This window comes from Hymenobacter sp. BRD128, assembly GCF_013256625.1.
Classification (GTDB): domain Bacteria; phylum Bacteroidota; class Bacteroidia; order Cytophagales; family Hymenobacteraceae; genus Hymenobacter.
Genome location: NZ_CP053908.1, coordinates 2946092 through 2960831 on the forward strand (window position 1 = coordinate 2946092; position 14740 = coordinate 2960831).

The following is a 14740-nucleotide window of genomic DNA, read 5'->3' on the forward strand; positions in this document are numbered from 1 at the left end:
AGCTTAAGCCGGGCCTCAGGGAGCGATGGAAATTTTGTAGCGTCGAAAGGGCAACCGGAGTCCGCCGACGCACAGCTTACTACTCCTAATTTTCTTCTCAGTTTTATGAAAAAGTCCTTTTCTGCGGTGGCTTTGCTGGCTGCCCTGCTGCTAGCCGGCCCCGCCGCTCACGCCCAGCAAACGGTGGTGAAAACCAAAACCAAGTCGGCTAAAAACGCGAAGGCGGCCACAGCAGCCCCGCTCCCCGCCCCCGGCATGGCCCCGCCCGCCGGTGGCCTCGCTGGCCCGCCCCCCCGCCCGCCGGCGGCCCTCGCGGCGGGCACGGTCCCAAAGGCCCCAAGGGTGGCCCCGATGGCCCGCGCGGGGGCCAGGTACAGGTGCTGAGCGATGTGCGCGGCACGCTAGCCAGCTACCAGGCCCGCAATGATGAGCAGGTGTACGACGCCTTTGTGCTGCGCCCCGAGGGCAGCGCCGCTCCCGATACCATCCACTTTCCGCGCCACCTTGGCCAGCAGCTGACCTCGGCCGTAAAAGCTGGCAGCACCGTGACGGTGACGGGCTTCCGCCAGGCCGGGCCCGATGGCCGCAGCCACTTTCACTTTGTGAGCCTGGCCAGCGGCGGCCAAACCGTGCGCGACACCCCGCCGGTACGCCCCACCACGCCGCCCACCGAAGAGGCCGCTACCGTGCGCGGCACCATTCGGGAGCTGCGGCGCGGACCGCGCGGCGAAGTCAGGAGCCTCGTGCTCAGCGACCAGAGTATTTTGCAGTTACCGCCCCGCGCCGTGGAGCAACTCGCCGATAAGCTCACTACCGGGGCTAGCCTCGAAGCCACCGGCACCCTGCGCGCGGCTCACCCCGGCGAGGCAATGGCCCGCACCACCCCCGTGCGCATCGTGCGGGCCGAAACGCTGACGCTCGGTGGCAATAAATACCTGGTCCGCTAGCCCTCAATAACTTAGCAACAAACGTCAGCCAGAATATTCTGGCTGACGTTTTGGGCTTCAGACCAATTATCTTTCCTTTCATGCGTATTCTCGTTGTCGAAGACGAAGCCCGGCTGGCCGGCTTTATGCAGCAGGGCCTGGTGCAGGCCGGGCACGTGGCCGACGTGGCCGCCACCGGCCCCGAGGGCCTGGAGCGCGCCGCCACCACCCCCTACGACGCCATTTTGCTCGACCTGATGCTACCCGGCCAGAGCGGCCTCGACGTGCTGCGCAACCTGCGCGAGTTTGGCATCACTACACCCGTGCTCATCGTGAGTGCTTTGACGGACAGCACCCACGTAGTAAGCGGCCTCGAAGCCGGCGCCGTGGATTACCTGCGCAAGCCCTTTGCCTTTGATGAGCTGCTGGCCCGCCTGCACATCATCGGGCGCAAAACGGCCGGGCCGGCCGGGGCCGAGGCCCTGCGCCTGGCCGACCTGGTGCTCGACCCGCTGGGCCGCGTAGTCACACGCGCCGGCCGGGTCATCAGCCTCACCAACCGCGAGTTTGCAGTGCTGGAACTACTGCTGCGCAACGCGGGCCGGGTAGTGAGCAAAACCCGCCTGGCCGAAAAGGTGTGGGACGTGGACTACGACATGGGTTCGAACGTGATTGAGGTGCACATCTCGCAGCTGCGGCGCAAGCTGGACCGCGATTTTGCCCCGGCCCCAGTCCTGCTCGAAACCGTTATCGGCCAGGGCTACCGGCTGAGGAATTATGAGGTATAAGTTACCGCAACTTCGGAGTTGGAATACGGTGCGGGCTGCCGGCTGTCAGCCCGCAGCCGGTAGCGTTAGTCGAAGCATATCAAGCGGGCTGCCGGCTTTTCGTCGGCAGCCCGCCCCATCTACTGACCCCGTAGTTGCGCTATGAATAATGAGTTGGCTGATTCGCGAAGTACTGCCGTGCCTTTCTCGCCGCGGTGGCGGCTGGGCCTGCGCGGGCAGCTGCTGCTGGTATTTGGGCTGGTGCTGGGGCTAGCCACGCTGGTGGCGGGCAGCTACCAATACCGCAGCCTGCGCCGCCAGCTCACCCACGCCGACGATGCCCTGCTGCGCACCCGCGCCCAGGAGCTGCTAAGCCGCGTCAGCCTCGACCCCCTGCCCACCCTGCCCCTGCCCGACCAGCGCGGCGAGGTAATGCGCGTGGCTTTTGCCGAAGCCGGCCAGCCGGCACACGAGCTGTTTCGGTCGGCGCAGTTTCCGGCCGGGCCAGGGCTAGCCCTGCCGCCGCCCGACGGCCCCGGCGCGGTGCTGGGGCCGCAGCACCGGGTGGTGGCGGTGAGCCGCCCCGCCGCGCCGCCCGGCCCCGGCGCCGACAATGCCGCCGCTACTGGCCGCCTTACTTTATGGCTAGGGCACCCGGCGGCCCCGCTCGCTACCGCGCTGGGGCGGGTGCAGCGCACGCTGCTGCTGGGCCTGGCGGGCAGCCTGGTGCTGGCGGCGCTGCTGGCGCCGCTGGTGGCGGGCGCCGTGCTGCGGCCGCTGCGGCGCATGGCGGCGCAGGCGCGGCGCATTCAGCAGGCGCAGGATATTGCCCCGCTGCCCGTGCCCGCCACTGGCGACGAAGTGCAGGAGCTGGCCGAAACCCTCAACCAACTGCTGGCCCGGCTAGCCGAGCAGGCCACGGCCCAGGCCAATTTTCTGGCCGCCGCCGCCCACGAGCTGCGCACTCCCCTAGCCACCCTGCAAACCGGCCTCGACGTGAGCGGCCGCGACCCTAGCCTGCCCGCCACTACCCGCGCGGCCCTGGCTGGCCACGATGCCGAGCTGGCCCGCCTGGCCCGCCTGGTCGATGATTTTCTACTGGTAGGCCGCTTGGGTGCGGGCGCTGCCCTGCCCGCCCGGCGCCCGGCGGTGGCCCTCGATGAGCTGGTGCTGGCCCTGGCCGACCGCGAGTTACCACGCTTTCGGGCCGCCGGCCACCGGCTCATCATTATACTGCCCGACGAAGCTGCCCCCGCTAGCTTAGTTGTGCGCACCGACCCCGACCAGCTCACTACCATCCTGCTCAACCTGCTTGATAATGCCCGCAAGTATGGTGCGCCGGGCACCCCGGTAACGCTGCGGCTGCTAGCCTCCACGGCGCGTCACGGCCCCCTGCTAGAAGTCGAAAACACCCTGACTACCCCGCTGGGTTCGCGCCTGGCCCAGCTCACTACGGCTTGGTACCAGGCCGACCCGCTGGCCCCCGGCACCGGCCTGGGCCTCTGGATAGCCGGGCGGCTGGCCCAGGGCCTGGGGCTTGGGCTACAGCTGGCTGAGGTGGGGCAACTGCTGGTGGCGCGGGTGCAGGGCCCGGCGTAGGGCCCACTAGTCAGCTGGTCCCAGGCAAAAGGCTAGGCATTATCTACCAATAACGAACCAGAATTGCGTTAAACAGCAGGCAGATTTTCAAATAATAATTTAATTATAAAACGTTTAATTATAATAATTTTATTAAAAAACAATTGTCAGCCTACTTCTCTGGCGCTAGCTGTCAGCTTTTAGTCCAACCTTGCTTTTAACAGTAGACTGATTATCAGCAAAACCAGGATTTATTATGCATTGAGCGCAGTGGCATTCAATATAGCCCAGTATATTCGCCCAGCCTGTTCACCATTTCACCATCTTTTTTTAACATATGCGAAAACACTTACTTCCCCTCTCAGCCATTGTTTTGGTGCTGGGAGCGCGCGACTTGCACGCCCAGACCCGTGCCGTGTCGGGCACGGTAAAAGGCGCCGATGGCGCTACCGTTCCGGGCGCTACGGTGCTGGTGAAGGGCACATCGCTCGGCACCTCTACTAACGCCGATGGGCACTTCGACATTCAGGTGCCCGCTTCGGCTACTACCCTGGTTATCTCCTACGTGGGCTACGAAAGCCAGCAAGTAGCCATCGGCAGTCAGTCGACGGTGAACGTAACGCTGGCTTCTGCCCAAGCCGGGCTTGATGAAGTAGTAGTAGTGGGCTACGGAACGCAATCGCGGCGCGACCTCACGGGCTCGGTAGCGACGGTCAAGGGCAATGCTATTGCCGCTACTCCGGTGCAGAGCTTCGACCAAGGCTTGCAGGGTCGGGCATCGGGTGTAAATATCACCACGCCCAACGGGGTACTTAATAACCCGCCGGTTATTCGTATTCGCGGGGCCAATTCTATCGCGCTTAGCTCAGGGCCACTAGTAGTTATCGATGGTATTCCTACCTACAGCGGCAATAGCTCGGCCGTAGGCAGCGTGCCCAACAACCCGCTGGCCAACATCAACCCCGAGGATATTGAGAACGTAGAGGTCTTGAAAGATGCTTCTGCTACCGCTATTTACGGCTCGCGAGCTAACGGCGGCGTCATTCTAATTACGACCAAGAGGGGCCGCAAAGGCCAGTCGCATCTTTCGTACGATGCCTGGGCCGGTGTAACCCGCCCGGTGCGCCTGTATAGCATTCTGGGTGCGCAGGACTATGTCAACATTAAGAACGAGGCGGTGCGCAACCTGAATGCTAACCGCGCGGCTATTGGGGCCGCTGCCACCAACGTAGAGGGTTTTAAGCTAGCCACCGATGCCAACGGCAATACTGTTGACACGCGCTGGTACGACTACATCTACCGCACCGGGTTATCAAGCAATCACAACCTGAACTTCTCGGGCGGTACCGACAAAACCACTTATTATGCCTCGGTGGGCTACACCAACCAGAAGGGGATGCTAGTGCGCAACGACTTCCGCCGCTACTCGGCCCGCCTCAACGTGGACCAGAAGGTACTTGACCGCCTCTCGGTGGGTGTGCGCGTCAACTACTCCAACTCGTATAACTCGGCGCCTAACTCGGGCTCGGTAGCCGATGGGGCCTTTGGCACGGGTGGCCTGGGCCGCCTGCCACTAGTTCTGCCGCCCAACATCTCGCCCTACAACGCGGATGGCACCTACAACACCAGTGGCGCGGGCATTGGGGCGGGCCCCAATATCAACCCAACTACGGGCTCGCCTCTGCTGCCGGGCTACTATAACCCGGTAGTTGACCTGAATAATAACTCGTTTACCTCCGAAAGCAATCAGGTGCAGGGTAGCTTATACGCAGACCTGGAAATTGTTAAGGACCTGCACCTGCGAACCACTTATGGCATTGATAACTTAAATTTTGAGGATAAGTCGTACTATACTTCCCTAGCCGGCGACGGTTTCTCCACTCAAGGCTCAGCCAGCGACTATTACCGCACTAACAAGCGCTGGGACTGGCAGAATACCATCCAGTACGACCATACGTTTGGCGAAAACCACAGCGTTTCGCTGTTGCTGGGCAATGAGCAGCAGTACACCGAAACTCAGCGCTGGGGCGCCACCCGCACGGCCGTGGCCGACCCTTTCTTCACCACTTTCCAGGGCAACTACATCAATATCGCCGCCTCGGGTAACTCGCAGGGGGCTAACTACCTGGCTTCGTTCTTCGGGCGCTTCAACTACAGCTACGCGCACAAGTACCTGGCTACCCTTAACGTGCGCCGCGATGGCTACTCGGCCTGGGCGCAGAAGTGGGGTAATTTTTACGGCGCCTCGCTAGGCTACGTGGTGTCGGAAGAAGACTTCTGGAAGAATAGCTTGTTTGCTCACACCTTTGATTTTCTGAAATTTACGGGCAGCTATGGTAGTGTGGGCAACAACCAGGGCATTTTCGACTATGCCTCGCAGCAGCTCTATGGCTCGGCCTTGTATGGCAATAGCGGCACGTTCTACCTCACGTCGGTCGGCAACCCCAACTTATCGTGGGAAACTAGCAAGAAAACCGATGTCACCATGTCGTTTGGGCTGCTGCAAAGCCGCCTCACGGGTGATGTAGGCTACTACCGCAGCACCATCGATGGCCTGATTCTAGACGTGCCACAGGCCCCTTCGCGCGGCATTCCGAACATCAACGGCGCGGGCACGCTCGGCAACTCCATCCCGGCCAACGTAGGTTCGATGCGCAACGAAGGCATCGAAGTGAACCTGCGCTTTAATGCCATTCAGAACAAGGCATTTTCCTGGACAGTAACCGGCAACCTGACGACGCTCAAAAATCGCGTATTGTCGCTGCTGACCGACGACCAGCGCATTGGCACGGCCACCTCGGGCCTCGAAACCTCGAATTATACCACCGTGGGTCGCTCCATCGGCTCTATTCTGGCCGTGCAGGACATGGGCGTGAACCCACTCAATGGCCAGCGCATGATTCTCAAGGCCGATGGTACGGTGGTGCAGTACAACCACCTGGGCACTACGGGTGCCGGCTCGACGGGCTGGACCAAGGTATCGGACGGCACCAACACCACCGGCCCTACCCAGCTCACCGACGGCATTTACTTCGGCCCCACCTTGCCTACCTGGTATGGCGGCCTCGACAACACGTTCCGCTTCAAGAATTTCGACCTGGGCATTTTCATCCAGTACTCGGGCGGCAACTATATCTACAACGGCACCAAGTCGGGCCTGCACGACCAGCGTTTCTGGAACAACCAGACCGACATTCTGCAGCGCTGGACCTCGCCTACTGAAACGCCTAATGCCAAGTACCCGCGCGTGGTGTACGGCGACAACGTATCGAACGGCTCGACCATCGTGATGTCGCAAAATGTGGAGAAGGGTGACTTTGCCCGCCTGCGCAACGTGTCGCTAGGCTACACTTTCGCCTCGGAGCTGCTGACCCATGTAAAGCTCAGCAACGCCCGCGTGTATGTGCAGGTGCAGAACGCGGCCCTCGTGACCCGCTACTCGGGTATCGACCCCGAGGTTTCGACCAACGGTGCCAATAACACGGCCCCCGGCGTCGACCGCAACTCGGTGGGCCAGGCCCGCACCTACACGGCCGGCCTCAACGTTACTTTCTAAGCGCCTGTTATTTATGAAATCAGTATTAAAGAATCGTTTCTCGACGGCCGTGTGCACGGTCGCGCTGGCACTGGGGGCTTTTTCCTGTCAAAAGGCTTTGCTTGAGCCCGTACCCGTCACGTATCTGCTGCCCGCGCAGGCCTTCGACACACCCTCGCGGGTGCTAGCCCAGGTTAATGGCTTATATAGCTACGTAAAGACCGGGGGCTTTTTGGGAGGCCGCTACCAGATTTATGGCGACATTCGGGCCAACGACTTCATCAACCGCACTTCCAACTCGGTAACCGGCCTAAGCGTGTGGAACCACACCGAGTCGGAAACGTCGCAGAACGACGTAATTAACACCTGGGGCTATGGCTACGCGGCCATCAACCAGGTGAACATCTTCCTGGCTAGCCTCGATGCCAACGCCGACAAGCTGAACGCCGCCCCCTTCCCGACCGGCTACGCCGCCACGGCTACCAACTACCGCGCCGAGGCCCGGCTGCTGCGCGCACTCTGCTACTACTCACTGCTTCAACTTTATGCCCGTCCCTACATCGAGGGAGCTGGCTCCAAGCCCGGCCTACCCCTGCGCCTGACGGCCGAAATGCAGCTGAGCAGTAACAATGACTTGGCCCGCAGCACAGTAGCTCAGGTATACGACCAGATTATTCTGGACCTCAACTTCGCCGAGCAGAACCTGCCGCTCACGTATACGGCTAGCCAGAACGGCGTAAGCACCAGCACGCTGAACGTAACGCGGGCCCACCGCAACACGGCTATCGCCCTCAAAACGCGGGTATATCTGAGCATGGGCCGCTACGATGACGTGATTCGGGAAGCCAATAAAATTGTGTCGGCCACGGCTCCTTTCACTGCATCGACGGGCGTAAACCATGCTCTTGCTTCGACGGTAGCGGCCGTGTTTGCCGCGCCGCAGGAAACGTCCGAAAGCATCCTCTCCTTTCCCTTTACCGCTCAGGATACCCCTGGCACGCAAAACCAGCTAGCCTACTATTATTTGCCCGCTTCGCTAGGGGGCAATGGCGAGTATGGCCTGAACACGGCGGCTACCGGCATTCTGAATAACGCAGGCTGGCTTAGCACCGACAACCGCCGCACCAACTTCGTGGCAAAAGTGGGCACTGAGTATTTCCTGACTAAGTATCCTACCGGCACGCCCTACACCGATAAAGCGCCGGTTATTCGCTACGCTGAGGTGCTACTAAACCTAGCCGAGGCCCGCGTGCGCTCGACCAATACCATTGACGCCCAGGCCCTCGCCCTGCTCAACGCCGTGCGGGGCCGCTCCAATCCGGCCATCGCCGCCACCGCCACTACCCCCGCTATTCCGGTTGCCACCTACCTCGCCACGGACTTTGCTTCCGTAACTGCCTTTCTCAACGCAATACTGCTGGAGCGCCGCATTGAGTTTCTGGGCGAAGGCATTCGCAATATGGACCTGATGCGCCTGGATGCTACCATCCCGGGTAAAGGTTCGGTAGGAGCGGTAGACCCTACCAATGTGCTTTACGTGTGGCCCATTCCCTCTACTGAATTGGCGGCTAACCTGCTCATGACGCGCAACTAATACTTGCTCACCTGTAGCTACTAAAAGCGGCTTGCCTGGTAATGGGCAAGCCGCTTTTTTATATCCTAGCCTAACTAACTATAGCTGGTCGGTACGCACCAAGCCCTACTTACTCAGTGCTTACCCGGCTCACCGATTATTATGGACAGAAAAATGAGCAGCCTCTGGCACCAGGAACTAGTCGTTTCTATTTATTAGGCTTGGTCGGGGCGGGCTAGCCGGCTACTGCGCAACGGCCGCCAGGTAGGCATGGTCGCGTAGCACGGTGCGTAGAAAAGCTTCGTCGTTCAGGTCGCTGTGCACTTCCAGCAAGTGCTTGACTTTGAGCGCCGTTTCGTGCAGCACCAGAAAATTTTCCTGCTTCAGGCTGCGGCTCAGCAACTGGCGCAGCAGGGCCACGTCGCGGTCGCTGAGCTGGGCGGCCTGGCCGAATACCGGCTGGTAGCCCGCGGGCACGGCGTCTTCGGGCAGCAGCAGGCGGCGGGCGCGGGGGCGCATGCTGAGCACAGTGGTGCCGGCCAGCAGGTCGCCGAGGCGCTGGCCCTTGCCATTGAGGAGAATGGTGACGGCCGCCACGCTGCCCAGCGTGAGCAATATTTCGAGGGGCCGCAGCAGCCAGCGCAGAAAGTAGTCGCCGAGCCGGGCAGGCGTGCCATCGAGGCGCATTACCCGGATGTCGCGCGCTTTCTTACCGATGCTCTGGCCGTTGAAGAAAATCTCGCAGGCCAGGTGATAAAATACCGTGGGCAGCAGGATGAGGTACCAGATGAGCCAGCCCGAGTGCAGCTTGTCGGCCACCATCGCTACCAGCATGGCCCACACGCCATAAAGCAGGTAGTCGAGCAGCGAGGCCGCGACGCGGTCGCCTACGCTGGCTACTTCGTAGGCTAGGGTAACATTCTGGGTAGTGTGAACGCGAATCGTGGCCATGAGGGTGCAGAAAAGAAGCCCCGGCGCAGCGGGCCGCCGGGCCTGGCAAAGTAACGCCGCGCGGCCCCTATCTTCACCGCCCGCTAACCCGCTTCTGTTTCTTTTATGCGTGAAGCCGTTTTTCGCCGCCTCAACCAGGAGCGCTGGCGCCGCTACGAAACCCCCGCCCCGGCCGCCGACCCCGACGAGCTGGCCGCCCGCTTCGTGGCCCTCACCGACGACCTGGCCTACGCCCAGACTTTCTACTCCGAGTCGGACACCACCGCCTACCTCAACCAGCTGGCCGGCCGCCAGCACCAGGCGCTCTATAAAAACAAGCCTGAGGAAGGCGGGCGCTTCGGCCGCTTCTGGGCCGTGGAGCTGCCCCTAGCCGTGAGCCGCCACCGCCGCGAGCTGCGCTGGGCGCTGTTTGTGTTTGGGCTGAGCGTGCTCGTGGGCGCGCTTTCGGCTGCCTACGACGATGGCTTTGTGCGCGTGGTGCTGGGCGATGGCTACGTGAACCAGACCCTGGAAAACATCCGGCGCGGCGACCCGATGGCCGTGTATAAGCAAGGGCCCGAGGCACCCATGTTTTTAGGAATCACTATTCACAACGTGCAGATTGCGCTGCTCACTTTCGCGCTGGGCATCACGGGCGGGCTGGGCACTACCTTCATGCTCTTTCGCAACGGCTTGATGCTGGGCGCATTCCAGTTCTTTTTCTTCCGTCAGAAAGTGCTGCTGGCTTCGCTGCTCACGGTGTGGCTGCACGGCACGCTCGAAATCTCGTCGATAGTGCTGGCGGGCGGCGCGGGCTTTGTGCTGGCCAGGGGGCTGCTGTTTCCGGGCACTTATGCGCGGCGCGACAGCCTGCGCCTGGCCGCCCGCGACAGCCTGAAGCTGGCGCTGGGCATTGTACCCGTGCTGTGCGTGGCTGGCTTTATCGAAAGCTTTCTCACGCGCCACACCGAAATGCCCGTGGCTGTGAGTCTGCTGCTCATCGGCAGCTCGGCGGCGTTTATTGGGTGGTACTTTGTGTACCGGCCCTGGCAGCTGCGGCGGGCCGCCGAGCTTGCCGCCTGATTAGTTCGTTTTTTTGCTCGCTAGCCCGCTTGCTGCTTTTATGGATACGCACTACCCTTCCTTTTCTCCGCATTCAGCTCCTGCTACGCAGTATAACCAGGCCACCGACTTCTGGCAGGAGCGTGATTTTGGGCAGAAATTCAGCGCCGTTTTCGAGTTTTTGCGGGTGCACTGGCGGCCGCTGGGCCGGGTGCTGCTGTATTTGGTGGGCCCGCTAGCCCTGGTGCAAGCTTTGATAGTAGTGCTGCTGCAATACCGCCTATTCAGCACCCTGGGCGGATTTGGCAGGTCGAGCTCACCCTATGCTATCGGGCACAGCTACGGGCTGAGCGTCTTCCAGTTTTTCACCTCGCCCACGTATTTCGGCAGTCTACTGCTAGGGGCGGCCTTCTACTCAGTGCTGGTGCTGACTGTGTACGGCTACTTGCTTGAATGCCTCTACCCCACCCGCCCCGGGCAGCCCATCGGCGTGGCCCAGGTGTGGGCTATCGTGAAGCGGCAGTTTATCGGCACGTACTTCTCGCTGTTTGGGCTGAGCCTATTGGTCGTAGCCGGCTCTTTTGTGTTCTTTATTCCGGGCTTGTATTTGAGCGTGGCGCTGAGCTTGTTTTTCATCGTGCACCTGGTCGAAGGCGGCGATTTTGCGGCTACCATCAGCCGGTGCCTGAGCTTGATAAAAGGCAAGTGGTGGTCTACGTTCGGGTTGATTTTTATGATACTGCTGCTCGCCGGGCTGCTGCTGCGCGGCGCGGGCATCATACTAGGCCTCGTGGGAGCGGGCCTGGCGGGCGCCGGCCTGCTGGGCGGCCTTGGTCATACTATGCTTAATTTGCCCGTGCTGAGCGCGGTCCTGGGTGTGCTGTCTACCCTGGCCGCGCTGCTTATCTACCCGCTGCTGCTGCTAGCCATTGCGTTTCAATATTTTAACCTGGTAGAGCGCCGCGAGGGCGTGGGCCTGCGCACGCTCATTCAGCAGCTCGGCCAGCCCGCGCCCACTGCCCCCGACCACGCCACCTACCGCCCCCATGAGGAAGGTGAATACTAAGCGCCGTTCGCTGGTTGGGCTGCTAGCCTTCGGCCTGGCATTGGCCGCTGGTCCTGCCGCCCGCGCCCAGACGGCGCCGTCGGTCAGCGCCCCGGCGCCCGCCGTGCGCCTGCGCCAGCCCCCGGCCGCCACCGCCCGCCTCGACGAGCTGCGCCGGCAGCACGCCTTCGACTACCGCGAGGCGCCCCCGGCCAGCGAGGAGGCCAGCAGTGCCTGGAGCCGCTTCTGGGCCCGGTTTTTTGAGTGGCTGCTCAGCAAGCTCAACTGGATGGGCGGCTACACCTACGACGGCTTCTGGCGCTGGGTCATCTATGGGCTGCTGGCGGCGGCCGTGATTTTTGTGGTGCTCAAGCTGCTGCAGGTAGACCTCACGCGGGCCTTCGGCCGGGCGCCACGCCGCGATGCGCTCGACTACGAAACGCTGAGCGAGAACATTCACGAGCTGGATTTTCCGACCCAGCTGCGCGAGGCCGAGGAGGCCGGCAACCTGCGCCTGGCCGTGCGGCTAGGCTACCTGGCCTTGCTCAAGCAGCTCAGCGACAAAAATTTAATTACCTGGCAACCCGACAAAACCAACCAAACCTACCTGCGTGAGGTGGCTAGCCAGCGCCCCGCCCTGCGCCCGCCCTTTGCCGAGCTTACGCGGCAATTTGAGTACGTGTGGTACGGCGAGCTGCCCCTCACGCCCCCCCAATATACCGAAGTGCGCGCCGCACAGCTGGCGCTGGGCCACCAGCTCGGCGGCCGGGCCGTGTCTTTCTAATTCTGTTCATGTCGCTCCCCGCTATTTGCCTTGACTGCGAGCCGTTTCGCGACCGCCACAGCGGCTTCAGTCACTTCGTGTTTCCGCTGGCCGAGGAGCTGGTGCGCCAAAACCACCGCTACCGCCTCAGCTGCTACGTGCCGGCGGCCGAGGTGGGCGCGCTTGGCTACGCGGGCGTGCAATACCTCACGCAGCGCAGCTTTCACAAGTATTTCAACCCGCCTAGCTACCGCTTCCGGCTGTGGCACGCCACTTCGCAGCTAAGCTGGTACGTGCCCACCGGGCCCTTTACGAAAGTAGTCTTGACGGTGCACGACCTTAATTTTCTGCACGAAAGCCCCGACGAGCGCACTTATACCCGGCAGCTGGCCATGGTGCGCCGCAACATCCGGCGGGCCGACTACCTGGTGACCATCTCCGACTTCGTGCGCCAGGACATCCTGCGCCACGCCGACCTGCTCGGCTACCGCGCCGGCCAGCCGCTGCGCTACGTGCCGCGCGGCGTGGAGGCGCTGGTGCCGGCGCCCGGCCACGCGCCGGCCAACGTGCCTGGCCGGCCGTTTCTGTTCAGCCTGGGCTCGGTGAATGCCAAGAAGAATTTCCACGTGCTGCCGCCGCTGCTGGTCGGCAACGACTACGAGCTGGTGCTGGCCGGCGGCTTTGCCGAGCCCGACTACATTGCCAAAATCAAGGAGGTGGCCGCCGAAGTCGGCGTGGCCGACCGCGTGCACATTCTCACGCGCATCAGCGAGGCCGAAAAAACGTGGTATTACCAGCACTGCCTGGCCTACGTGCAGCCTTCGCTGGCCGAGGGCTTTGGCCTGCCGGTGGTAGAGGCCATGCAGTTTGGCAAGCCCGTGTTTTTGAGTAATCTGACTTCGCTGCCCGAAGTGGGCGGCGCCGTGGGTCGCTACTTCCCCGACTTTTCGCCCGAAGCCATGCGCCGGGTGCTGGCCGATGGCCTACGCGAATACCAGGCCGAGCCCACTACCCGCGCCGCCGCGCTGCGCGCCCACGCGGCGGGCTTTAGCTGGGCGCAGTCGGCCGCCGACTACCTGGCCGTGTACGACGAACTCCTCCGCTTCTAACCTGTGCCTGCCGCCGTGACTTCCTCCCGCCTGTATCTGCTAGGGCTGCTGGCCTTGATTGGGGCCTACGTGTCGCTGGAATATTATCGCCCCAAGCCCATCGACTGGCGCCCCTCGCTTAGCAACACCGACAAGATTCCCTACGGCACCTACGCCCTCTTCGACGTGCTGCCTCAGCTGCTAGCCACGGACGAAGTGACCAGCGTGCGCCTGCCCATCTACAACCAGCTTTTCGACCAGGAAGACCCCGAGCGCAACGCAGAGAACATGGCTAAGTCCGATGCTACTGAGTCGGAGCCCGCCGCGCCGGCCGACTCGGCTACGAGCGACGCCGCTAGCCCTGATGCGCCCACGCTACGGCAGCAGGGCGCCACTTACCTGTTTATCAATAACTCTTTTGCTATCAGTCGGCTGGAAGTGCCGGCCCTGCTAAAATTTGCCGCAGCCGGCAACGACGTTTTTATTGCGGCCGAGCGGTTCGATGGCGGCATACTGCGTGCGCTAGGAGTGCAGCTGCGCGCTGCCGATGCGCCTGACCCAAGTGTGCCCGATTCGGTGCGCGCCCGACTCAGCGCACCCAGCCTGCACTTGCTGGATTCAGTGCAGGTGCACTTCACCGACCCCGGGCTGAGCGGCGCCGCGCTGCGGCTACCGGCCTCGGCTGCCACCAGCCGGCTAGCCCTGCGGCCCGGCCACGCCGGCACGCCCCTAGCCACTGACGCGCAGGGCCGCGCCGTGCTGCTGCGCCTCGACCGTGGGCGCGGCCACGTGTACGTATGCACGGTGCCGCTGGCGTTCAGCAACTATTTTGTGCTGCCGCCGCGCCGCCGCGCGTTCGCGCTGGCGGCGCTTTCGTACCTGCCCACGGGCCGCCCGGTGTGGTGGGACGAGTACCAGAAGCAGGGCCGCGAGGGCGAGCAGTCAGTGCTGCGCGTGCTATTCAGCCACCCTAGCCTGCGCACGGCCTACTACCTGCTGTGGGTTACGGCGGTGCTGTTCATCTTTATTGAGGCGCGGCGGCGGCAACGTATTATTCCGGTCATCAAGCCTTTGCCTAATACTACGCTGCTCTTTACGCGCACCGTGGCTGGCCTCTACCAGCAGGGCCGCAACCACCAGCGCATTGCCGAGAAGAAAACGGCGCTCTTCCTCGACTACCTGCGCACGCGTTTTCAGGAGCCCACGCCCGACCTGGCCGACGAGGACTTTCGCGAGCGCCTGAGCCAGAAATCGGGCGTGCCCCGCGCCCGCGTCGATGAGCTGGTGCGCTACATCAATTTTGCCCGCACCGCACCCGCCGTCACCGACCGCGAATTGCTGCGGCTGAGCCGCGCCATCCACGATTTTAAGCGGGAGGCGACGTAAAAAATCATTTTTGCATTGTGCCAGGAAATGCTGATTTTGACTAATTGCACTTTTCTAATAAAAGCCATTTCAGGCTTACCAGGGCGC

Annotated in this window: 12 protein-coding genes; 11 read left to right on the plus strand and 1 reads right to left on the minus strand. The window is 62.4% G+C overall.

Annotated elements, in window-relative coordinates:
• The first annotated feature begins 105 nt into the window (after positions 1-105).
• The 6 genes from GKZ68_RS13080 to GKZ68_RS13105 all read left to right on the plus strand — a co-directional run bounded on the left by GKZ68_RS13080 (position 106) and on the right by GKZ68_RS13105 (position 8400).
• Entirely contained in the window at positions 106-384 is a 279-nt protein-coding gene (locus tag GKZ68_RS13080) for a hypothetical protein (protein WP_173115506.1), read from the plus strand.
• Positions 385-389: 5 nt separating this feature from the next.
• The gene (locus GKZ68_RS13085; RefSeq protein ID WP_173115508.1) at positions 390-947 is read left to right on the plus strand and encodes a hypothetical protein; all 558 of its coding nucleotides are present in this window, start codon (positions 390-392) and stop codon (positions 945-947) included.
• An 80-nt stretch (positions 948-1027) separates the two neighbouring features.
• Entirely contained in the window at positions 1028-1714 is a 687-nt protein-coding gene (locus GKZ68_RS13090; protein WP_173115510.1) for a response regulator transcription factor, read from the plus strand.
• A gap of 177 nt (positions 1715-1891) precedes the next feature.
• Positions 1892-3292 (plus strand): HAMP domain-containing sensor histidine kinase, encoded by a 1401-nt coding sequence (locus GKZ68_RS13095; RefSeq protein WP_173115512.1) that lies wholly within the window; start codon positions 1892-1894, stop codon positions 3290-3292.
• A gap of 316 nt (positions 3293-3608) precedes the next feature.
• Positions 3609-6827: a TonB-dependent receptor gene (locus GKZ68_RS13100; RefSeq protein WP_173115514.1), complete on the plus strand. Its 3219-nt coding sequence runs from the start codon at positions 3609-3611 to the stop codon at positions 6825-6827.
• A gap of 13 nt (positions 6828-6840) precedes the next feature.
• Positions 6841-8400, plus strand: a complete 1560-nt coding sequence (locus tag GKZ68_RS13105; protein ID WP_173115516.1) for a RagB/SusD family nutrient uptake outer membrane protein — start codon at positions 6841-6843, stop codon at positions 8398-8400.
• Between the two features lie 222 nt (positions 8401-8622).
• On the opposite strand, the gene GKZ68_RS13110 is transcribed toward GKZ68_RS13105, so the two are convergent.
• On the minus strand, positions 8623-9330 hold the full coding sequence (locus tag GKZ68_RS13110; RefSeq protein ID WP_173115518.1) for an RDD family protein: 708 nt from the start codon (positions 9328-9330) through the stop codon (positions 8623-8625).
• Between the two features lie 105 nt (positions 9331-9435).
• On the opposite strand from GKZ68_RS13110, the gene GKZ68_RS13115 reads away from it, so the two are divergent.
• The 5 genes from GKZ68_RS13115 to GKZ68_RS13135 are packed head-to-tail and all read left to right on the plus strand — an operon-like array spanning position 9436 to position 14653.
• Positions 9436-10392: a stage II sporulation protein M gene (locus GKZ68_RS13115; protein WP_173115520.1), complete on the plus strand. Its 957-nt coding sequence runs from the start codon at positions 9436-9438 to the stop codon at positions 10390-10392.
• Positions 10393-10432: 40 nt separating this feature from the next.
• The gene (locus GKZ68_RS13120) at positions 10433-11437 is read left to right on the plus strand and encodes a hypothetical protein (protein ID WP_173115522.1); all 1005 of its coding nucleotides are present in this window, start codon (positions 10433-10435) and stop codon (positions 11435-11437) included.
• Entirely contained in the window at positions 11427-12200 is a 774-nt protein-coding gene (locus GKZ68_RS13125) for a DUF4129 domain-containing protein (RefSeq protein ID WP_173115525.1), read from the plus strand. Before GKZ68_RS13120 ends, GKZ68_RS13125 begins: the two co-directional genes overlap by 11 nt.
• Positions 12201-12208: 8 nt before the next feature.
• Positions 12209-13288, plus strand: coding sequence for a glycosyltransferase family 1 protein (locus GKZ68_RS13130; RefSeq protein ID WP_173115526.1), 1080 nt, complete (start codon positions 12209-12211; stop codon positions 13286-13288).
• 15 nt (positions 13289-13303) lie between these two features.
• Complete coding sequence (locus GKZ68_RS13135) at positions 13304-14653, plus strand: DUF4350 domain-containing protein (RefSeq protein WP_173115528.1); 1350 nt, start codon at positions 13304-13306, stop codon at positions 14651-14653.
• Positions 14654-14740 lie beyond the last annotated feature (87 nt).